The following is a 21,309-nucleotide window of genomic DNA, read 5'->3' as shown; positions in this document are numbered from 1 at the left end:
CCGGTCGACGCAGGGGTGAGAGCGAGGAAAGGCCTCGCTCCGCAGAGCCCCGAGGAGTCACCATGCCGCGCTTTCTCACCCTGATCCGCATCGACGAGAAGAACGCCCCCGCCGAGGGCCCGAGCCCCGAACTCCAGGAGCGCATGGGCAAGCTCCTGGAGGAGATCACCAAGGCCGGGGTCATGCTCGACACGGCCGGTCTCACCCCGACCTCGGACGGCACCCGGGTGACCTGGGAAGGCGGGCAGCTGTCCGTCACCGACGGGCCGTTCACCGAGTCCAAGGAGGTCATCGGCGGCTACTCGATCAGCCAGTGCAAGGACAAGGCCGAGGCGATCGAGTGGACCAAGCGGTTCCTGGCCCTGCACGAGGACTACTGGACGATCACCGCGGAGGTCCGGCAGATCGCCGAGGGCTGACCGGTCCTCCTTGGCCGGGCGGCGCCAGGGGTGTCTGATGGTGGGTTGTGACCCCGCAGCCCACCCCCTCCCCGGCGCCCCGGCCCGACCGGACCGCCGAGGCCATCGAGACGGTCTTCCGCATCGAGTCGCCCCGCATCATCGCCGGCGTCACCCGGGTCGTCCGGGACGTCGGCATCGCCGAGGAACTCGCGCAGGACGCGCTGGTCGCCGCGCTGGAGCGGTGGCCGCGGGACGGGGTGCCCGACAACCCGGGCGCCTGGCTCATGGCCACCGCCCGCAATCGCGCCGTCGATCTGGTCCGCCGCCGCGAGAACTACGCCCGCAAGCTGGCGGAGATCGGCCGGGACCTGTCGGCGGTGTCTCCCCCGGAGGAGCCCGCCGACCCGGACGACATCGACGACGACCTGCTCCGCCTGGTCTTCACCGCCTGCCACCCGGTCCTGTCCACCGAGGCCCGCACCGCCCTCACCCTGCGCCTCCTCGGCGGCCTGACCACGGCCGAGATCGCCCGCGCGTTCCTGGTCCCCGAGCCGACCGTCGCGCAGCGCATCGTCCGCGCCAAGCGCACCCTGGCCACGAAGAACATCGCCTTCGAGGTGCCCTACGGCCCCGACCGCGAGGCCCGCCTCGGCTCGGTCCTCGACGTCATCTACCTCGTCTTCAACGAGGGGTACGCCGCCACGGCCGGCGACGACTGGCTCCGCCCGTCCCTGTGCGAGGACGCCCTGCGCCTGGCCCGGGTGCTCTCGGCCCTCATGCCGAAGGAACCCGAAGTGCACGGCCTGACCGCGCTCCTGGAGTTCCAGGCGTCCCGCACGGCGGCGCGCACGGGCCCCTCCGGCGAACCGGTCCTCCTCAAGGACCAGAACCGCGCCCGCTGGAACCGCATGCTCATCGCCCGCGGCGTCGCCGCACTGGGCAGGGCCGAGGCCACCTCCTCCGGCGCCCCGGGCCCGTACCTCCTCCAGGCCGCCATCGCCGCCTGCCACGCGCACGCTTACACGTACGAGGAGACCGACTGGCCCCGCATCGCCACGCTGTACGGCCTCCTGGCCGCCCGTACCCCGTCCCCGGTCGTGGAGCTGAACCGCGCGGTGGCCGTCTCGATGGCCGAGGGCCCGGAGGCCGCCCTGCCCCTCATCGACGCGCTGCGCGGCGACCCCGCCCTGCGGGACTACCACCTGCTGCCCAGCGTCCGCGGTGACCTCCTCGCCCGCCTCGGCCGCACGGCGGAGGCCCGGGCGGAGTTCGAACGGGCGGCCTCCCTGACGCGGAACGAGCGGGAGCGGGAACTGCTGCTGCGGCGGGCGGCGCAGCAGTCCTGAAGGTCAGGCCGGATGCCCGATGAGCATCGCCGGCGCTCCCGCCACCCGCGTCAGGAACACCGTCGCCGCGTGCGGGCCGTGCGGCTTGACCTTCCTGCGGAGTTCCTCCGGCTCGACCGCCGAACCCCGCTTCTTCACGGTGAGGTTGCCGACCTCCCGCTCCCGCAGCAGGGCCTTCAGCTTCTTGACGTTGAAGGGGAGGTGGTCGGTGATCTCATAGGCGGTGGCGTACGGGGTCGGGCGCAGCTCGTCCGCGGTGACGTACGCGATCGTCGCGTCCAGCAGGCCGCCGTCGAGTTCCTCGGCCACCTCGGCGACCAGGTGGGCCCGGATGGCGGCGCCGTCGGGCTCGTACAGGTAACGGCCGGGCGGGCGGACCTCCGGGTCGGGCAGGCCGCGGGAGAGCAGGGTACGGGGGCCCGGCAGCAGGGTGGCCCGTACCGCCCCGGGCTCGGTGCCGAACCACAGCACCGCCTCCTTCACGTCGCCGCCGTCGGAGATCCACTCGGCCTCGGCGTCCTCGGGGACCGCCTCGTGCGGGATGCCGGGGGCGATCTTCAGCGCGGCGGTGCTAGGGGCGCGGCGGGCCGCGGACACCGCCCAGGACAGCGGCGGTGAGTACGCCTCGGGGTCGAAGATCCGGCCCCGGCCGCCGCGCCTGGCCGGATCGACGAACACGGCGTCGTGACCGGCCGTGTCCACCTCCGTGACATCCGCCTCCCGCACCTCGATCAGGCCGGACAGCCCCAGCACCTCGGCGTTCGCCCGCGCCGCCGCGGCCGTCGCCGGGTCCCGGTCGACGGCCAGGACCCGGATCCCGGCCCGGGCCAGCGCGATCGCGTCACCGCCGATGCCGCAGCACAGGTCGGCGACCGAGGTCACGCCCGACTCCGCGAACCGCCGCGCCCGGTAGGCCGCCACACTCGCCCGGGTCGACTGCTCCACCCCGTTCGGCGTGAAGAACATCCGCGCCGCGTCCTGTGCCCCGAACTTCACCACCGCCCGCTGCCGCAGCCGCGCCTGGCCCAGCGCCGCCGACACCAGCTCGGCGGGGTGCTCGCGGCGCAACCGGGTCGCGACGGCCAGCTCCCGCGCCGGATCGGTGTCCCGCACCTCGTCGAGGAGGGCGCGGCCTTCGGGGCTGAGGAGGAGGGCGAGGTCGTTCACCGGATCATTGTGGGCCACGGGTGGTGTGGGCGGTGGAGCAGTCCGGGCTGGTGCCCGTCGGTCCGCCCGGGACGCCGGTCGGTCCGGGCCGGCACGCGGGGCGGCCCGGGTCCCGCGCGGCGGGCTCCTGCTCCGTGGGCGTCCGCTGCTCCGGTGGCACCGGGCGCGGCGCCGGCTCCGGCAACCTGGGGCGCCGCCGGAACGAGGCATCCGGCCCGGTGGTCCGTCGTGCCGCGGAGTTCGGCCCGCCCCGGACTGGGCGGCGGGCCGTGGTCCGTCTGTGTGCGCGCCGAAAAGTCGGCCCGGGTCCGGTCCGGACGGTGTGTGGGCCACTCGGTGGATGGTGCGCCGCCCGTCGCGGTGTCGAGGCCGATCCGGGAGGACCGGCTGCGAGGATCCCGCATCATGCGAGCAGTCGTACAAAATGACAAAAGCCGGGCATCTGGCGGTGTGCGGATCGGCCTCGCCGTACTCACCCTCGCCGCCATCGCCTCGGGCTGCGCGCAGGGCGACAGCGGCCGGATCCCCCCGGCCGGCGGCCAGCAGCCCCTGGACGCGCCCCCGGCCCGCGCGCTCGACTCCTACGCCTCCAAACTGCGCGGCGCGCATGCCGTCCGGGTCGCCGCCGCGCAGCGCTGGGGGCTGAGGGCGGTCCCGCTGACCGCCCCGCCGGCCCCCGCGAAGAAGCCGAGGATCAGGACCCGCGAGGGCTTCGAGGTGCGCGGCCACCGCAGACTGAACCTCCCGCCCGTCTTCACCACCGTCCCCACCCGGGACAAGGTCGTCTTCCTCACCATCGACGACGGCGCGGAGAAGGACCCGGCGTTCCTGCGCATGATGACCGACCTGAAGGTCCCCTACAGCGCCTTCCTCAGCGGTTACCTGATCAAGGACGACTACCGCTACTTCGAGAAGATGCAGGACCGAGGCGTGGTCCTGAACAACCACACCCTGCGCCACCGCTACATGCGCGGCCTGTCGTACCGCGCGCAGAAACGCGAGATCTGCGGCATGCAGCGCCTCATCGAGAGGCGCTACGGCACCCGCCCGACCCTCTTCCGCCCGCCGTTCGGCAGCTACGACAGGGCGACCCTGCGCGCCGCCAAGGCCTGCGGCATCGAGTACGCCCCCCTCTGGAACGAGGAGGTCTTCGCCGACCGCTGGGAGTACCGGGAGTGGGACCGGAGGCTGCACCCGGGCGACATCGTCCTCACCCACTTCCGCGGCCGTGACCAGTGGCAGGGCACGATGCCGGACATGATCCGCCGCTTCCTGAACAAGGTCACGGCCGAGGGGTACGCGGTGGGCCGGCTGGAGGACTACCTGTGAGGCGTGGGTCGCCGGCCGCCGTGGTGTGCGCGGGAGCGATCCTGCTGGCCGGCTGCGCCGGAGCCGTCGGGGAGCGCGCGGGCGCGGACGGCCGGGGCCGGTCCCCGACACAACGTTCGAGCGACGTCCGCGGGCCGGACCCGGGCGGCCTCCCGCCCGTCGTGGACCACGTCCGCACCCACGACCGGGTGGTCTTCCTGACCTACGACGACGGCGCCGAGCGCGACCCCCGCTTCGTCGGCCTCGTCCGCGAACGGCGGCTTCCGGTCAGCATGTTCCTCACGGACAGCGTCGTAGGGCCCGGCTACGGCCACTTCGCCCGCCTCCGCGCGGTCGGCGCGTCCATCCAGAACCACACCCTCGACCACCCCGCCCTGCGCGGCCTGCCCTACGCCGGCCAGCGCGCCGAGATCTGCGGCCAGCAGCACAAGCTCCGCTCCCTCTTCGGCATCCGCCCCCGCCTCTTCCGCCCGCCCTACGGCACGTACGACACGACGACCCTGCACGCCGCCGCCGACTGCGGCATCCGGGCGGTCGTCCTCTGGCGGGCGTCCCTGGAGCCCGGCGGCACCCTGACCTACACCCGTGGCAAGCCCGGCCTGCGCCCCGGCGACATCGTCTCCGTACCGTCGGGGGAGCCCGCGTCCCCGACCCTGACGGAACGGACCGTGCGACTGCTGCGGGAGATCGAGGCGCGAGGACTGCGGGTCGGGCGGCTGGAGGACTACCTGTGATGTCTCGCCCGGCACCACATCCTGGCCGACGCGCCGCCCGGCAATTGGCACTCCGCTTGACCGAGTGCTAATCACAGTCATAGTCTCGGCTCTGGCACTCCCCACTGGAGAGTGCCAACACAGCGACGGGCAGGTCCGGCACCCGCGACGACGGATCCACCTGGTCGCCACCTCAGACAGTTAACCCCGTGAGATCTCCGAAGGGGGAGGTCGGATCGTGACGACCACCAGCTCCAAGGTTGCCATCAAGCCGCTCGAGGACCGCATCGTGGTCCAGCCGCTCGACGCCGAGCAGACCACCGCCTCTGGCCTGGTCATCCCGGACACCGCCAAGGAGAAGCCCCAGGAGGGCGTCGTCCTGGCCGTGGGCCCGGGCCGCTTCGAGGACGGCAACCGTCTTCCGCTCGACGTCTCCGTCGGCGACGTCGTGCTCTACAGCAAGTACGGCGGCACCGAGGTGAAGTACAACGGCGAGGAGTACCTCGTCCTCTCGGCCCGCGACGTGCTCGCGATCGTCGAGAAGTAATTCACCCCAAGCACATTGCTTTGAGCTGCGCCCCTGGCCCCCCGCGATCGCTAAGAAGCCGGGCGCCCGGGGCGCAGTGCCGTTAACCCTGATTCCGGAAGAGGGCTCACGCTCCCATGGCGAAGATCCTGAAGTTCGACGAGGACGCCCGTCGCGCCCTCGAGCGCGGCGTCAACAAGCTTGCCGACACGGTCAAGGTGACGATCGGCCCCAAGGGCCGCAACGTCGTCATCGACAAGAAGTTCGGCGCCCCCACCATCACCAACGACGGTGTCACGATCGCCCGCGAGGTCGAGATCGAGGACCCGTACGAGAACCTCGGCGCCCAGCTGGTCAAGGAGGTGGCGACCAAGACCAACGACATCGCGGGTGACGGTACGACCACCGCGACCGTGCTCGCCCAGGCGCTCGTGCGCGAGGGCCTGAAGAACGTCGCCGCCGGTGCCTCCCCGGCCGCCCTGAAGAAGGGCATCGACGCGGCCGTCGCCGCGATCTCCGAGGACCTGCTCGCCTCGGCCCGCCCGATCGACGAGAAGTCCGACATCGCCGCCGTCGCCGCGCTGTCCGCCCAGGACCAGCAGGTCGGCGAGCTCATCGCCGAGGCGATGGACAAGGTCGGCAAGGACGGTGTCATCACCGTCGAGGAGTCCAACACCTTCGGTCTGGAGCTGGACTTCACCGAGGGCATGGCCTTCGACAAGGGCTACCTGTCGCCGTACTTCGTGACGGACCAGGAGCGCATGGAAGCCGTCCTGGACGACCCGTACATCCTCATCACGCAGGGCAAGATCTCCGCCATCGCGGACCTGCTGCCGCTGCTGGAGAAGGTCATCCAGGCCAACGCCTCCAAGCCGCTGCTGATCATCGCCGAGGACGTCGAGGGCGAGGCCCTGTCGACCCTCGTCGTGAACAAGATCCGCGGCACCTTCAACGCCGTCGCGGTGAAGGCCCCCGGCTTCGGCGACCGCCGCAAGGCGATGCTGCAGGACCTGGCGGTCCTCACCGGCGCCACGGTCGTCTCCGAGGAGGTCGGCCTCAAGCTCGACCAGGTCGGCCTGGACGTCCTCGGCTCCGCCCGCCGCGTCACCGTCACCAAGGACGACACCACGGTCGTCGACGGCGCCGGCAACAAGGACGACGTGCAGGGCCGCGTCGCCCAGATCAAGGCCGAGATCGAGACCACCGACTCCGACTGGGACCGCGAGAAGCTCCAGGAGCGCCTCGCGAAGCTGGCCGGCGGCGTGTGCGTCATCCGTGTGGGTGCCGCCACCGAGGTCGAGCTCAAGGAGCGCAAGCACCGTCTGGAGGACGCCATCTCCGCGACCCGCGCCGCGGTCGAGGAGGGCATCGTCTCCGGTGGTGGCTCCGCCCTGGTCCACGCCGCCAAGGTCCTCGAGGGCAGCCTCGGCAAGACCGGCGACGAGGCCACCGGTGTCGCGGTCGTCCGCCGCGCCGTCGTCGAGCCGCTGCGCTGGATCGCCGAGAACGCCGGCCTGGAGGGCTACGTCATCACCTCCAAGGTCGCCGAGCTCGACAAGGGCCAGGGCTTCAACGCCGCCACCGGCGAGTACGGCGACCTGGTCAAGGCCGGCGTCATCGACCCGGTCAAGGTCACCCGCTCCGCCCTGGAGAACGCCGCCTCCATCGCCTCCCTCCTGCTCACGACCGAGACCCTGGTCGTCGAGAAGAAGGAAGAGGAGGAGCCGGCCGCCGCGGGCCACGGCCACGGCCACGCCCACTGAGGCACCGACCTCTGCGAGAAGCCCCCGCCCCGCCTCGCGCGGAACGGGGGCTTCTCCCGTATGCGGGTCCCGTCACAACTCCAGCGGGTCCAGCGCCCCGAGCTGCTGCATCAGCCCCAGCCGGTCGTACTGCCACCAGCCCTCGGCGATCTTCCCGTCCGGCGTGCACCGGTGGACGGTCGTCCCGGTCATGGTGACGTCCTTCCCGGTCGGCGGAATCCCGAGGAACTCCCCCTTGTGGTGCCCCTTCCAGGTCCACCGCGTGCACACCCGGTCGCCCTGGGCGATCTGGTCCTCGATCGTGAACGAGAAGTCGAAGCCTCCCCGCCACACCTCCACCTCGCGCCGGAACGCGTCCAGCCCGATGACGTCCTGCACATTGGACGGATCGTGGTCGTGGTAGCCCTCGATGAACACGTCGTTGAACGGGGGCGCCGCACCCTGCCCGGGCGCCAGCTCGAAGAACCTGCGCGCGGTGGCCGAGTTCAGCTGCTCGTCCCGCACCACGTCCAGGTCCGTGAACGTCGGCGTCTCGTCGCAGAGCGCCACCATGTCCTGGAAGATCCGGTCGGTCTCCGGAAGCCCGGAGTTGCGCATCGCCTCCTCGTACGACGGGAACTCCACGATCTCGACGATGTGCGAGGAGTCGGCCCGGTCCTTGGCCACCACACTGTGCGTCGCGGTCCGCTTCCCCTTGGTCTGCTCGACCCACCTGTCCATCAGCCGGTTCATCTCGTCGAGCCGGCTGGTCCTGCATTCGATGAGCTGTACGAAGGTCATGGCCTCGCCTCCGGCCCCCCTGGGTCCGGCTGAACAGCTCCATTGTCCCCGCGAGAGCCGCTCGTCGCCTCCCGGCCCTTTGGCATCATGAGGCCATGCGCTGGTGGGGGAAGCGGGGGGAGCGGTCGGTGACCGCGGGCGGTGACATCGCGGTGGCCGTCACCGGCGATCACAACCGCATCCTGCTCACCCCGCCGGTCCGTTCGGCGTACTGGGAGCAGGTCCGCCGCATCGCCCCGCCCCGACTCGTCGACCGCGAGGAGGAGTCGGCCGAGCTGTCCGCCTTCTGCACGGCCGACTCCGGCCCGGCGTACGCCTGGTGGCGCGCGGGCGCCTGGGCCGGCAAGACGGCGCTGCTGTCGTGGTTCGCCCTGCACCCTCCGCAGGACGTACGGATCGTGCCGTTCTTCATCACGGCCCGCCTGGGCGCCCAGAACGACGTCGCGGCGTACGTGGACGTCGTACTCGAACAGCTGGCGGAGCTGTCCGGAGAAGCCCTCCCCGCCCACCTGACCGTGGCGACCCGCGAGGCCCACCTCCTGTACCTGTACGGCGCCGCCGCCCGCGCCTGCGCCGAGCGCGGGGAACGCCTGGTCCTCCTGGTGGACGGCCTGGACGAGGACCGTGGCGTCACCACCGGCCCGGACGCCCACAGCATCGCGAGCCTGCTGCCCACCCGCCCGGAGGCCGGGATGCGGGTCCTGGTCGCGGGGCGGCTCAACCCGCCGCTGCCCGGTGACGTACCCGAGGACCATCCGCTGCGCGACCCCGCGATCGTACGGACGCTGTCGCCGTCCCCGTACGCCCGGGCGATCCGCGCGGAGGCGGAACGGGAGCTGAAGCGGCTGATCGAGGCGGGCGGCCTGGAGCACGACCTGCTGGGCCTGGTGGCGGTGGCGGGCGGTGGCCTGACGGCCGAGGACCTGGCCGCGCTCACCGGAGCCGTTCCGTACCGGGTACGGGATGTCCTGAGCACCCGGGCGGGGCGGACCTTCGGCCTGCGCGTCGACGTCTACCTGCTCGGTCACGAGGAGTTGCAGTCCCAGGCGGAGGAGATGCTCGGCACGTCCGAGACGGACCTCTACCGCGCGAAACTGCACACCTGGGCGGAGGAGTGGCGCGGGCGCGACTGGCCGGAGGAGACCCCGGAGTATCTGTTGCGGGGGTACTTCCGGATGCTCCGCTCCACCGGTGACCTGGAGCGGATGCTCCGATGCGGGGCGGACACCCGACGCCAGGAGCGCATGCTGGCCCGCACCGGCAGTGACGCGACCGCCGTGAACGAGATCCACCTCACCGAGGACCTCATCATCGAGCGCGGTGCGCGCCGGCCGCTCGACTCACTGCGCCTGGCGATCCACCGGGAACGGCTGGTCGACCGCAGCGCGGGCGCCCCGGACTCCCTGCCGCACGCCTGGGCCCTGGCCGGCCAGACCGGCCGGGCCGTCGCACTGGCCCGCAGCCTCCCGAACGGCCGTCGCCGGGCCATGGGCCTGGCCGCCGTCGCCGATGTACTGCTGGAGCGGGGAGACGTCGACGGGGCGCTGGAACTGCTCGCCGAGGCGGAGCAAGCGGCGCGCCAGGGCGAGGGACAGGGCCGGGACGACCTGGCGCGCTGCACGGTGGCGGACCTCCTGGCCCGGGCCGGGCAGTTCGACCGGGCGGCAGCGCTCGCGCGGACGGTCAGCACCCAGTACTTCGCCATCCACACGTACGTTCAGGTCGGCAAGGCCTGCCTCGCGGCCCAGCGGTGGGATCTCGCCCAGGAGATGGTCGACGGCGCGCCGAACCAGGAGTGCCGCACCGGTATGAGGAACACCGTGATCGAGGCCCACGCGGCGGCAGGCCGTCATGCCGAGGCAGAAGCGATGGCCAGAGCCGGCGAACCGGGCGCCCGCGCCGGCGCGCTGATCGCTCTGGCCTCCGCACTGCGCGAGTCGGGGCAGCAGCAGCGCGCTGACGCCCTGTGCGCCGAGGCCGTGGCGTCGGCGCGGGACCGTGCGGAGCCCGATCAGGTGGTGGACCTCCTGGCCGAGGCGGGCGAGTTCGACCAGGCCGAGGCGTTCCTGGCCGGTCTGCACGGCGAGGCGGGCCACTGGGAGGCCACGGAGGGGCTGGCCGGGTGGCTGGCGTGGGCCGGGCAGCTCGACCGGGCCGAGGCACTGCTCGACACGGTCGGCCCTGGCAGAGAGCACCACGTGCTGCGGGAGGTGGCACAGGCCCGGGCGAGAGCCGGGCGCTACGAGCAGGCCGAGGAACTGGCCCGGCAGATCCCCGCGGCGGATGTCGCGTGGGCGACGCTGTGCTCGATCGTGCGCATCATGGCGGACGGGGGCGAGGCCGACCGGGCCGAGGCGCTGGCACGCACCCTCGGCCCCCGGGCGGAGGGCCCGTCAGCCCTCTATGAGGTCGTCGAATCCCTCGCGCAGTCCGGGGACCCGGATCGGGCCCGGACGCTCGCCGACTCCTTGGCCCGCCCGGTGGAGCACACGCACGCGTCGGTCGAAGTGGCTGCCGCACTGGCGCGGGCAGGACGGAGCGAGGAGGCCGAGCGGCTCCTGCTCGACGTCGAGAGCCGGACCCGAGTGCTCCATCCGCTGACGGCCGCCCGGAAACTCGGCGTCGCCGCCACGGCTCTGGCCGAAGCGGGGCACCGGGAAGCGGCGCTCGCGGTGCTCGACGGGGCCGAGCCGCTCGTCATGAACCGCCCGAGCGAACCCCACACTTCGCCGGGGGACTACAGCCTGGCCCTGCGGGAGCTGGTCGCCGCCCGCACGGCCACCGGAGAGCTGGACCGGGCGGAGAGGCTGGCAGGGTGGGCGCCGGACGACTTCGAGCGACGACACCTCCTGGTCCCGGTGGTGCGGGCATGGGCCAGGTCCGGGGAGGTGGCCCCGGCCGAAGCGGTGATGAGGGCCGAGGCCGAGGCGGATTCCGCCTTCGCGGGAATCCTGTCGCCGCTGGTCGTGCCGTTCGCCCGAGGGCTGGCCGAAGCCGGCGACCTCGACGCGGCCGAGGCCCGCGTGCGCCAGGACGCCTGGCCCGGGACCGTTACCTCGGCACTCTGCGAACTCGCCGTGACGCTGACCGAAACGGGTCACACCGACAGGGCGCGGCGCATCGTCGACGAAGTGATCACGCTCCAGGGCGAGTACGACCGCCCCTCCACGATGGAACTGAGCGCTCTTGTCAGGGCCCTGGCCGCGGCGGGGGAGACCGAGGCCGCCCGGGCCGCGCTCGACGCCATGCCGCCTCCGGGCCCGCCGAGCGGTTCCGCCTGGTACATCGGGGCCACAGCCGTGGCCGAGGCCCTGACCGCCCTCGGGCACCACGAGCGGGCCAGGGAAACGCTGCAGACCATCGAGGACCCGTACGACCGCGCTCAGGGGACGCTCGCCCTGGTCGAGGTGCTGGCCGCGTCGGGAGAGTGCGCCCGCGCCGAGGAACTCGCACGGACGCTGTCCGCTCCGGCGACGCTGGCCAGGGCCCGGGCGCGCATCGCGGCCGCGACGACCGACGGCGAACAGGCCCGACGACTGACTGCCCTGGCCCTCCAGGGCGGTGAGTGGGTGTCGGCCCTGCCCGCCCTCCTCAGGCAGGCACCGGACGCGGTTCCGCTCGTGGTGGAGGCGGCCGACGCGATGAAGTCCGCCTGCGGGTAGCACCACGGGGCGCCTACTGCGGCCCGTACTTCCGCCCCGTCCTGGACGACACCGCCCCGAGCATTCCCCGCGGCACCAGCTTCGCCGCCCCCATCAGCGCCTTGTAGCGCGGGTCCGGAATGGACAGCGTCTTGCCGCGGGCCAGGTCGTGCAGTGCCGCCGCCACCAGCTTGTCCGCGTCGAGCCACATCCAGGCCGGGATGTTGTCCGTGCCCATGCCGGCCCGCTCGTGGAACTCGGTGCGCACGAAACCGGGGCAGAGCGCCATCAGCCGTACGCCGCTGCCGGCCAGGTCCCGCGCGGCGCCCTGGGTGAACTGCACGACCCAGGCCTTGGACGCGCCGTAGGTGCCCCGCGGGACGAACGCGGCCACCGACGCGACATTCACGACGCCGCCGCGACCGCGCTCCCGCATGGCCTCCGTCGCCGCCGACGTCAGCCGCAGCACCGCCTCGCAGTGCACCTTCAGCATCCGCAGCTCGTCGGCCATGGAGACGTCGAGATAGCGGCCCTTGTTGCCGAAGCCGGCGTTGTTGACCAGCAGGTCGACGGGGTTCTTGCGGTCGCCCAGCCGGTCGGCCACCGACTCGATGCCCTTGTCCTCGGCGAGGTCGGCCGTCAGCACCTCCGCCTCGATGCCGTGCCGGTCGTGCAGCTCGGTCGCCTGCTCCCGGAGCCGCTTGGTGTCGCGGGCCACCAGCACGAGGTTGTGCCCGTCCGCCGCCAGTCGCCGCGCGAACGCGGCCCCGATGCCTGCCGTCGATCCCGTAATCAGAGCCGTTGTCATGGCAGCAGGTTAGTGACCTGGACTACGTGCATCGGTTTGCCTGCGGGGGTCCCGCCGGTGAAGGGTCGGTGGAGACCCGCGCGGCGACCGGCCCGTGAGGTCCGAGCGGCGAGCAGCCGTCAGACCCCGTGCTTCTCCGCGTACTCCCGCGCCAGCCTCAGCGACTCCGGGTGCAGCGCCTCGCCCGCCGGCAGCAGCCGCGGCAGCAGCGTCCGCTCGGTGGTCACCGCCCGGAACTGGAGGGTCACCGTCACGTCGTGGTCCGGCCGGTGCACGATCTCGACGGGGTCGCCCGCCCGTATCACGCCGGGCTCGATCACCCGCAGATACGCCCCGGGCGCGCCGCGCTGCGTGAACCGCTTCATCCAGTGCTTCTCGTCCAGATGGCCCTGGAACGTGCGGCACGGGATCCGCCCGCAGGTGACCTCCAGCACCACCTCGGGCCCGATGCGCCAGCGCTCGCCGATCCGCGCGCCGGACACGTCGAGACCCTGTGTCGTGAGGTTCTCGCCGAACGCCCCGTCGGTCAGTGTCCGGCCCAGCTCGCGCTCCCACACGTCCATGTCCTCGCGCGCCATGGCGTAGACCGCCTGGTCGTCGCCGCCGTGGTGCTCCAGCTTGCACACCGCGTCCCCGGCCAGCCCGCTCCCGCCGACGCCCTTGGGACCTGGCGCCGAGACCCGCACCGGCCCGTCCACCGGCCGCTTGTCGATTCCGGTCACACCCTCCGGGTTGTCCGTGTACGGCACAGCCTTGGCTCGGCCCAGATTCACAGACAGAAGCTTCATGCCCGCACGGTAGGGGACCCGGCCCCAAAGCGTCGACGCATTATTCGGAGTGCCTTCAAAGGGTCGCTTATCCTCGAAGGGTGATCGAAGCACGTCATCTCCGCGTCCTGCGCGCCGTCGCGGCCACCGGCTCCTTCTCCGCCGCCGGCCGCGAACTGGGCTGCACCCAGCCCGCAATCAGTCAGCAGATGAAGGCCCTGGAAGCCTCCGTCGGCACGCCTCTGCTGATCCGCACGGGACGCGAGATGCGCCTGACCCAGGCAGGCGAGGCGCTGGTGCGGCACGCCGCCGGGATCCTCGCCGGACTCACGGCCGCCGAGGAGGAGGTCGCCGCCATCGCCGGGCTGCGGGCGGGCCGGGTCCGGCTCGTCTCCTTCCCCAGCGGCAGCTCCACCCTCGTGCCGACCGCCCTCGCCGCCCTGCGCGACGCGCACCCCGGCACCCGGGTCTTCCTGGAGGAGGCCGAACCGCCCGCGTCCGTCGGCATGCTGCGCGAGGGCGACTGCGACGTGGCGCTGGCCTTCCGCTACGAGGGGGCGGCGGGCGCCGAGGAGTGGGAGGACCTCGTCGTACGGCCGCTGCTGACGGACCGGCTCGTCGCACTCGTGCCGGAGCGGCACCGGCTCGCGGGCGCGCAGTCCGTCGCGATCGGGGAACTCGCGCGGGAGCCGTGGATCGCGGGCTGCCCGCGCTGCCGCGGCCAGCTCGTCGAGGTGTGTGCGGCGGCCGGCTTCACCCCGCGCATCGACTTCGCGACCGACGACTACCCGGCGGTCGCCGGCCTGGTCGGCGCCGGTCTGGGCGTGGCCGTGCTGCCCCAGCTGGCCATCGAGTCCGTGCGGCCCCGGGGGGTACGGACCGTGACGCTGGAACCGGCGGTGCGCCGGGAGATCGTCGCGCTCACCCTGCCCGACCTCGCACAGGTCCCGGCGGTGGCGGCGACGCTCGGCCAACTGGCACGGGCCGCCCACCGCTAGCCACAGCGCAAGCGCGTCCCGCCACAGCGCAAGCGCGTCCCGCCACAGCGCAAACGCGTCCAGTCATGGCGCAAGCGCGTCAAAAACCAACGGCACGCGTGCGCGTGCCTGTCTCGCAGAAACGTTCTTTCAGGTGTTCGAGGCGGCGTGCCCGCCCGATGCCGACGCCGACACCAGCCGGTTGCGCGCCCGCCCCATCAGCTCTTCACGCTCGTCCTCGGTCAGCCCGCCCCACACGCCGTACGGTTCCCGTACCGCCAGCGCGTGGGCGGCGCACTCGGCACGCACCGGGCACCTCATGCAGACCTCTTTGGCCGAGTTCTCGCGAGCGCTCCGAGCCGCACCGCGCTCACCCTCCGGATGGAAGAAGAGCGAGCTGTCCACCCCGCGACAGGCAGCCAGCAGTTGCCAGTCCCACAGGTCCGCGTTCGGTCCGGGAAGGCGGGAGAAATCTGCCATTACGTGACCCCTTGTAGCCGTTATGGGCGGATCCGGTGTCCACGACCGTACAACTACGATCTAAGGAGATGAAAATATGACTCATTGCGAATCTAGCTCCAGACACTGGCAAAGCGGAAGAAATAGGTCCGAACGGGGCATAGGTTGTGATGAAAGTTCGAGGGTCTGTTGCGCATGTCTGCACCGTGTCCGGCCCCTCACGTAGAGTGCCGAAGATGGCAACCGCCCCCGTAACTCTTTCGAGTGACCGTCGTTGAGAGTGCGAGGCGGTTGAAGGAACAAGCGCTCGGGCAGGCGTCCGAGACGGTCGACCGCACAGGTGACGATTTCGTACCAGCCTGGAGGCTCAAGGTGACGCGCATCAGCTGCGGAGGGCGGTCATGACTTCCGTCCTCGTCTGCGACGACTCCCCGCTTGCCCGAGAGGCGCTCCGTCGTGCGGTGGCGACCGTGCCCGGCGTAGAGCGCGTGACGACGGCGGCCAACGGCGAGGAAGTCCTCCGCCGCTGGGGGGCCGACCGCTCGGACCTGATTCTGATGGACGTACGCATGCCCGGCCTGGGCGGCGTCGAGACGGTCCGGCGGCTGCTGTCCGCCGACCCCGGTGCGCGCATCATCATGCTCACCGTCGCCGAGGACCTGGACGGCGTGGCCCTCGCGGTCGCCGCCGGTGCCCGCGGCTATCTGCACAAGGACGCCTCCCGCGCGGAGCTCCGCGCGACGGTGACGCAGGCCCTCGCCGACCCGACCTGGCGGCTCGCCCCGCGCCGGCTGCGCTCGGCCGAGATGGGCGCCGCGCCGACGCTCACGGCGCGTGAGATCCAGGTCCTCGAAGGCATGAGCCACGGCCGCTCCAACGCGGAGATCGGCCGCGAGCTGTTCCTCTCCGAGGACACCGTCAAGACGCACGCCAGGCGCCTGTTCAAGAAGCTCGGCGCCTCGGACCGGGCCCACGCCGTGGCGCTCGGCTTCCGGTGGGGTCTGGTGCGCTAGGGCCTGTCCTTCGGATCCTCCGGACCGGGCCGGCTTCGACGCGCGGTCTCCGGCCGGGGCCGGAGAGCGGGGGCACGCGGATGCCCCCGCGCGAGCCGTACACGCGTGTGCCGAAGCCGGCGGCCGACGACAGCCCCGGAGGGGATCCGTCCCCGCCCGGGCGACGCCGAGAGCTCGGGAGGGTGCACGCGAGGAGCCGCGGCCCCGGAATGATCCGAACGGCAGGCCCCAGGGGCGATCGCGGCGGTCGCAGTGGGGGCACGGAAAGCCAGGTCGGCGGGGGTGGACCCGGGGTCCGCCGGGAGCCCGCTGCTCGTTTCGCCGCGGATGCCGCATCCTTGAGGGTGTGGAGTTCCTCGGGGACGAGTCGGTCGAGCGGAAGGGGAGGGCGCAGGGGATGAGTTCCGGCGCACCTGCTCATAACGCTTCGGTGCACAACAACGGGCGCGGTGCCACGGACCCGGCGGCCGCAAGGCACCATGGACCGATGCGCGACGACGAGGCGGTCAATGCCCAAGGGGCGATCGGCGCGCTCGTCCACCGCGCCGTCGACGGGGACGAGCAGGCCACGCACGACCTGCTCGCCCATGTCCACCCCCTGGCCCTGCGCTACTGCCGCACCCGTCTGTCCCGCCTCCCGGGCGACGCCCGGCACTTCGTCGAGGACCTCGCCCAGGAGGTCTGCGTGGCGGTGCTCCTCGCACTGCCCCGCTACCGGGACACCGGGCGCCCCTTCGAGGCGTTCGTCTTCGCCATCGCCGCCCACAAGGTCGCCGACCTCCAGCGCGCGGCGATGCGTCACCCCGGTTCGACGGCTGTCCCCTCGGACGAGATGCCCGAGCGCCCGGACGACTCCCTGGGACCGGAGGAGCGCGCCCTGCTCAGCAGCGACGCGGAATGGGCCAAGAAACTGCTGGCCAACCTGCCCGAGAACCAGCGGGAGCTGCTGTTGCTGCGGATCGCGGTGGGCCTCACGGCCGAGGAGACGGGCCAGATGTTGGGAATGTCACCCGGCGCGGTCCGGGTGGCGCAGCACAGGGCGCTGAGCCGGCTGCGGGCGCTGGCCGAGCAGTAGCCCGCGGGAACAACCCCTTTGTTGAACAGGCGGTGTGCCGCTTCCGTACGAACATACGAAGCCCGGAGCCAGGCGGAACCGTGGAATGAGACAGCCGCGCTTCCCGTTAGCATGGACATCCGCACCGATCAAGGCCATTTGGGGAAGGTGTCATGACTGCCAACGTCGACGGAGTGCCCGGTAAATTCGCGACACTCGGGCTGACCTACGACGACGTGCTGCTGCTGCCGGGTGCATCCGAAGTGCTCCCCAACGCGGTCGACACCTCGTCCCGCATCTCCCGCAACGTGCGGGTCAACATCCCGCTGCTGTCCGCCGCCATGGACAAGGTCACCGAGTCGCGCATGGCGATCGCCATGGCCCGCCAGGGCGGCGTCGGCGTCCTGCACCGCAACCTCTCCGTCGAGGACCAGGTCAACCAGGTCGACCTGGTGAAGCGTTCCGAGTCCGGGATGGTCACCGACCCGATCACGGTGCACCCGGACGCGACGCTCGGCGAGGCCGACGCCCTGTGCGCCAAGTTCCGCATCAGCGGCGTCCCCGTCACCGACGGCAACGGCAAGCTGCTCGGCATCGTCACCAACCGCGACATGGCCTTCGAGACCGACCGCTCCCGTCAGGTGCGCGAGGTCATGACCCCCATGCCCCTGGTGACCGGCAAGGTCGGCATCTCCGGCCCCGACGCCATGGAGCTGCTGCGCCGCCACAAGATCGAGAAGCTGCCGCTGGTCGACGACGCGGGTGTCCTCAAGGGCCTCATCACGGTCAAGGACTTCGTCAAGGCCGAGCAGTACCCCAACGCGGCCAAGGACGCCGAGGGCCGTCTGATCGTCGGTGCCGCCGTGGGCGCCAGCCCCGAGGCGCTCGAGCGGGCCCAGGCGCTCGCCGCGGCCGGTGTGGACTTCCTGGTCGTCGACACCTCGCACGGCCACAACAGCAACGCCCTCAGCTGGATGTCGAAGATCAAGTCGAGCGTCGGCATCGATGTGATCGGCGGCAACGTCGCCACGCGCGACGGTGCCCAGGCGCTGATCGACGCCGGTGTCGACGGCATCAAGGTGGGCGTCGGCCCCGGCTCGATCTGTACCACCCGGGTCGTCGCCGGTATCGGCGTCCCGCAGGTCACCGCCATCTACGAGGCGTCCCTCGCCGCCCGTCCGGCCGGCGTGCCGCTGATCGGCGACGGCGGTCTGCAGTACTCGGGTGACATCGGCAAGGCGCTCGCCGCGGGCGCCGACACGGTCATGCTGGGCAGCCTGCTCGCCGGCTGTGAGGAGTCCCCGGGCGAGCTTCAGTTCATCAACGGCAAGCAGTTCAAGTCGTACCGCGGCATGGGCTCGCTCGGTGCGATGCAGTCCCGAGGCCAGGCCAAGTCCTACTCCAAGGACCGCTACTTCCAGGCCGAGGTCGGCTCCGACGACAAGCTCGTGCCCGAGGGCATCGAGGGCCAGGTGCCCTACCGCGGCCCGCTGGCCAATGTCCTGCACCAGCTCGTCGGCGGTCTGCGCCAGACGATGGGCTACGTGGGTGCCGCCTCCATCGAGGAGATGGACACCAAGGGCCGCTTCGTCCGGATCACCTCCGCCGGTCTCAAGGAGAGCCACCCGCACGACATCCAGATGACGGTCGAGGCGCCCAACTACAGCCGTAGTAAGTAGTCCCCAGGCCTGCCGAGGGCGGTTCCGGAGCATCCGGGGCCGCCCTTGCCATGCCCGTCGGCGATACTGGAAGACGCTGAAACGCAAAGGGAAAGGCCACCAACGTGACTGAGATCGAGATCGGGCGCGGCAAGCGCGGCCGCCGGGCGTACGCCTTCGACGACATCGCCGTCGTCCCCAGCCGCCGTACGCGGGACCCGAAGGAGGTCTCGATCGCCTGGCAGATCGACGCCTACCGCTTCGAGCTGCCGTTCCTGGCCGCCCCCATGGACTCGGTCGTCTCCCCGGCCACCGCCATCCGCATCGGCGAGCTCGGCGGCCTCGGCGTGCTGAACCTCGAAGGTCTGTGGACGCGCTACGAGGACCCGCAGCCGCTGCTCGACGAGATCGCCGAGCTGCCCGCCGAGGCGGCGACCCGGCGCCTCCAGGAGATCTACGCCGCGCCCATCAAGGAAGAGCTGATCGGCGCGCGGATCAAGGAGGTGCGCGACTCGGGCGTGGTCACGGCCGCGGCGCTCTCCCCGCAGCGCACGGCCCAGTTCTCCAAGGCCGTCGTCGACGCGGGCGTGGACATCTTCGTCATCCGCGGTACGACGGTCTCCGCCGAGCACGTCTCCGGCTCGCACGAGCCGCTGAACCTGAAGCAGTTCATCTACGAACTGGACGTCCCGGTGATCGTCGGCGGCTGCGCCACGTACACCGCGGCCCTGCACCTGATGCGCACGGGCGCGGCGGGCGTGCTGGTCGGCTTCGGCGGCGGCGCCGCGCACACCACGCGCAACGTGCTGGGCATCCAGGTCCCGATGGCCACCGCGGTCGCCGATGTGGCCGCGGCCCGCCGCGACTACATGGACGAGTCCGGCGGCCGCTACGTGCACGTGATCGCGGACGGCGGTGTCGGCTGGTCCGGCGACCTGCCCAAGGCGATCGCCTGCGGCGCCGACGCGGTCATGATGGGCTCCCCGCTGGCCCGCGCGACCGACGGCCCGGGCAAGGGCCACCACTGGGGCATGGAGGCAGTGAACGAGGAGCTGCCGCGCGGCCAGAAGGTCGACCTCGGCACGGTCGGCACGATCGAGGAGATCCTCACGGGCCCGTCCCACACCCCCGACGGCTCGATGAACCTCTTCGGCGCGCTGCGTCGGGCGATGGCCACGACCGGGTACAGCGAGCTGAAGGAGTTCCAGCGGGTCGAGGTGACGGTGGCGGACTCGCAGCACCGGCGGTAGTCGGTAGCCCTCAGGACGAGGAAGGGCCTGGTCACTCGTGTGAGTGACCAGGCCCTTCTGCGTGCCCAACTGGCCCTGACGGGGCGCGTGTTGCCGTATGGGGGCGCGTGGTTGCCTTCGGGTGGGTGGCGTCGTGGAAGGGGGCGCCCATGGGACGCCACCGCAAGCCCACCCGCTGGGACCGACTCCGTCTTCGGGTGGTGCGGTGCCGGAGGAGGTGGATCTTGCGACTTTTCGGATGGTGAGCGGCCGCCCCCACGAAACCTAGGGGCGGACATTCCGTGATCCATCCAGGAGCTTGCCGCAGTGGCCCCTGCGGTGGGCTCCGCCGTCTCCCAAGGTACTGGCGGCGGGGTGCCCGCCGCCACCAGCCCAAGGGGCTCAGCGCCCCCACGCGCCCCTCTTCACAACCGATGCGCCGCCCCCGTGGGCGCCGCCCCCCGGGTGTCCAGCAGCAGCTGTGCCTTCACCGACAGGCCTTGCAGGTCGTACGTGCGGTGCTGCTGGAGGAGGATGGTCAGGTCCGCGTCGGCGACCGCCTCGTAGAGGGAGTCCACGCGGGGGACGGGGCGGTCCAGGACGCTCCAGGCGGGGACGTACGGGTCGTGGTAGCTGACCGAGGCGCCCAGTTCCATCAGACGCAGGGCGACCTCCTGGGCGGGCGTGCCGTGCAGGTCGGCGAGGTCGGGCTTGTAGGTGACGCCCAGGAGCAGCACGCGTGCGCCGCGGGCCGACTTGCCGTGCTCGTTGAGGAGCGTGGCGCCGCGCTGGACCACGTAGCCGGGCATGCGGCTGTTGACCTGCTGGGCCAGTTCCACCATGCGCAGGGTGCGGCCGCCGTGGGCGGTCAGGTCCTGCGGGACGGCGTGGCCACCGACGCCGGGGCCGGGGCGGAAGGCCTGGAAGCCGAACGGCTTGGTCTCCGCGCAGCGGACGACGTCCCACAGGTCGACGCCCAGGTCGTGGCAGAGGACGGCCATCTCGTTGACGAGGGCGATGTTCACGTGCCGGTAGTTGGTCTCCAGGAGCTGCACGGTCTCCGCCTCGCGGGGTCCACGCGCGCGTACCACTTTGTCGGTGAGCCGTCCGTAGAAGGCCGCGGCCGACTCCGTGCAGGCCGGGGTGAGGCCGCCGATGACCTTGGGGGTGTTGGCGGGGGTGAAGTCGCGGTTGCCGGGGTCGACGCGGCTGGGGGAGTAGGCGAGGTGGAAGTCGCGGCCCGCGCGCAGACCCGATCCCTCTTCGAGGAGGGGGCGCAGACATTCCTCTGTCGTCCCCGGGTACACAGGGGACTCAAGGATCACGGTGGTGTGCGGGCGCAGGTGCGCGGCCAGCGTGCGGGCGGCCGCCTCCAGCTGGCTCAGGTCGAGTCCGCCGTCCGCACCCCGCGGGGTCGGTGCGCAGATGACAGCGGTGCGCACCCGGCCGAGCTCGGCCGCGTTCGTGGTCGGCCGGAAGCCCCCCGAGAGCATCCGGCGCTGTTCGGCGGGGCTGAGGGAGCCGGCCTCCGGACCGGTCCGGTAGCCGATGGTGGCGACGCCTGCGGCGACGGCGGCCTGCGCCAGGGGCAGGCCGTACGGGCCGAGTCCGATGACGGCGAGATCTGCGGGCATGGCGTGGCCGTCCTTCCCGATAGCCGAAGTGGGACAGGTGCGCA

General features: G+C 72.0%; 18 protein-coding genes. 12 read left to right on the top strand and 6 right to left on the bottom strand.

Annotation, left to right across the window (positions count from 1 at the left end; genetic code table 11):
- Window positions 1–62 precede the first annotated feature (62 nt).
- Both MQE23_RS17665 and MQE23_RS17660 read left to right on the top strand, forming a co-directional pair.
- The gene (locus tag MQE23_RS17665) at window positions 63–419 is read left to right on the top strand and encodes a YciI family protein (RefSeq protein ID WP_020276761.1); all 357 of its coding nucleotides are present in this window, start codon (window positions 63–65) and stop codon (window positions 417–419) included.
- 47 nt (window positions 420–466) lie between these two features.
- Complete coding sequence (locus MQE23_RS17660) at window positions 467–1,747, top strand: RNA polymerase sigma factor (protein WP_020276762.1); 1,281 nt, start codon at window positions 467–469, stop codon at window positions 1,745–1,747.
- A gap of 3 nt (window positions 1,748–1,750) precedes the next feature.
- On the opposite strand, the gene MQE23_RS17655 is transcribed toward MQE23_RS17660, so the two are convergent.
- Entirely contained in the window at window positions 1,751–2,914 is a 1,164-nt protein-coding gene (locus tag MQE23_RS17655) for a methyltransferase domain-containing protein (RefSeq protein ID WP_243379586.1), read from the bottom strand.
- A 450-nt stretch (window positions 2,915–3,364) separates the two neighbouring features.
- Between MQE23_RS17655 and MQE23_RS17650 the strand changes: the two genes are divergently transcribed.
- From MQE23_RS17650 to groL, 4 genes are all read left to right on the top strand, one after another.
- Complete coding sequence (locus MQE23_RS17650; protein WP_243379585.1) at window positions 3,365–4,243, top strand: polysaccharide deacetylase family protein; 879 nt, start codon at window positions 3,365–3,367, stop codon at window positions 4,241–4,243.
- On the top strand, window positions 4,240–4,977 hold the full coding sequence (locus MQE23_RS17645) for a polysaccharide deacetylase family protein (RefSeq protein WP_037673312.1): 738 nt from the start codon (window positions 4,240–4,242) through the stop codon (window positions 4,975–4,977). The genes MQE23_RS17650 and MQE23_RS17645 overlap by 4 nt, the downstream gene beginning before the upstream one ends.
- 217 nt (window positions 4,978–5,194) lie before the next feature.
- Entirely contained in the window at window positions 5,195–5,503 is a 309-nt protein-coding gene (groES, locus tag MQE23_RS17640; RefSeq protein WP_003974211.1) for a co-chaperone GroES, read from the top strand.
- A 116-nt stretch (window positions 5,504–5,619) separates the two neighbouring features.
- Entirely contained in the window at window positions 5,620–7,245 is a 1,626-nt protein-coding gene (gene groL / locus MQE23_RS17635) for a chaperonin GroEL (RefSeq protein ID WP_020276766.1), read from the top strand.
- Window positions 7,246–7,317: 72 nt separating this feature from the next.
- Here the strand turns inward: groL and MQE23_RS17630 are convergent, their stop codons facing one another.
- Window positions 7,318–8,025: an ester cyclase gene (locus MQE23_RS17630; RefSeq protein ID WP_020276767.1), complete on the bottom strand. Its 708-nt coding sequence runs from the start codon at window positions 8,023–8,025 to the stop codon at window positions 7,318–7,320.
- A 95-nt stretch (window positions 8,026–8,120) separates the two neighbouring features.
- On the opposite strand from MQE23_RS17630, the gene MQE23_RS17625 reads away from it, so the two are divergent.
- Window positions 8,121–11,687 (top strand): hypothetical protein, encoded by a 3,567-nt coding sequence (locus tag MQE23_RS17625; RefSeq protein WP_243379584.1) that lies wholly within the window; start codon window positions 8,121–8,123, stop codon window positions 11,685–11,687.
- A 13-nt stretch (window positions 11,688–11,700) separates the two neighbouring features.
- Here the strand turns inward: MQE23_RS17625 and MQE23_RS17620 are convergent, their stop codons facing one another.
- Both MQE23_RS17620 and MQE23_RS17615 read right to left on the bottom strand, forming a co-directional pair.
- Entirely contained in the window at window positions 11,701–12,474 is a 774-nt protein-coding gene (locus MQE23_RS17620) for an SDR family oxidoreductase (RefSeq protein ID WP_020276384.1), read from the bottom strand.
- 119 nt (window positions 12,475–12,593) lie between these two features.
- Window positions 12,594–13,262, bottom strand: a complete 669-nt coding sequence (locus tag MQE23_RS17615) for an MOSC domain-containing protein (protein ID WP_243379583.1) — start codon at window positions 13,260–13,262, stop codon at window positions 12,594–12,596.
- Between the two features lie 80 nt (window positions 13,263–13,342).
- Here MQE23_RS17615 and MQE23_RS17610 point away from each other — a divergent pair, with 80 nt between their 5' ends.
- The gene (locus MQE23_RS17610; protein ID WP_020276386.1) at window positions 13,343–14,239 is read left to right on the top strand and encodes a LysR family transcriptional regulator; all 897 of its coding nucleotides are present in this window, start codon (window positions 13,343–13,345) and stop codon (window positions 14,237–14,239) included.
- A 129-nt stretch (window positions 14,240–14,368) separates the two neighbouring features.
- On the opposite strand, the gene MQE23_RS17605 is transcribed toward MQE23_RS17610, so the two are convergent.
- Window positions 14,369–14,698, bottom strand: coding sequence for a WhiB family transcriptional regulator (locus MQE23_RS17605; RefSeq protein ID WP_037672815.1), 330 nt, complete (start codon window positions 14,696–14,698; stop codon window positions 14,369–14,371).
- A 380-nt stretch (window positions 14,699–15,078) separates the two neighbouring features.
- On the opposite strand from MQE23_RS17605, the gene MQE23_RS17600 reads away from it, so the two are divergent.
- From MQE23_RS17600 to MQE23_RS17585, 4 genes are all read left to right on the top strand, one after another.
- The gene (locus MQE23_RS17600; RefSeq protein ID WP_003948568.1) at window positions 15,079–15,690 is read left to right on the top strand and encodes a response regulator transcription factor; all 612 of its coding nucleotides are present in this window, start codon (window positions 15,079–15,081) and stop codon (window positions 15,688–15,690) included.
- A 487-nt stretch (window positions 15,691–16,177) separates the two neighbouring features.
- Window positions 16,178–16,765 carry a sigma-70 family RNA polymerase sigma factor gene (locus tag MQE23_RS17595; RefSeq protein ID WP_010036508.1) on the top strand — a complete coding sequence of 196 codons (588 nt, stop codon included), beginning with the start codon at window positions 16,178–16,180 and terminating at the stop codon, window positions 16,763–16,765.
- Between the two features lie 152 nt (window positions 16,766–16,917).
- Window positions 16,918–18,423, top strand: a complete 1,506-nt coding sequence (gene guaB, locus MQE23_RS17590) for an IMP dehydrogenase (RefSeq protein WP_243379582.1) — start codon at window positions 16,918–16,920, stop codon at window positions 18,421–18,423.
- Between the two features lie 104 nt (window positions 18,424–18,527).
- Entirely contained in the window at window positions 18,528–19,652 is a 1,125-nt protein-coding gene (locus MQE23_RS17585) for a GuaB3 family IMP dehydrogenase-related protein (RefSeq protein ID WP_020276389.1), read from the top strand.
- 404 nt (window positions 19,653–20,056) lie between these two features.
- On the opposite strand, the gene MQE23_RS17580 is transcribed toward MQE23_RS17585, so the two are convergent.
- Entirely contained in the window at window positions 20,057–21,265 is a 1,209-nt protein-coding gene (locus MQE23_RS17580; RefSeq protein ID WP_243379581.1) for a nucleotide sugar dehydrogenase, read from the bottom strand.
- Between the last annotated feature and the right edge of the window lie 44 nt (window positions 21,266–21,309).

This window comes from Streptomyces sp. HP-A2021 (genome assembly GCF_022807935.1).
Classification (GTDB): domain Bacteria; phylum Actinomycetota; class Actinomycetes; order Streptomycetales; family Streptomycetaceae; genus Streptomyces; species Streptomyces afghaniensis.
This window is presented reverse-complemented; position numbering and strand designations above follow the sequence as displayed.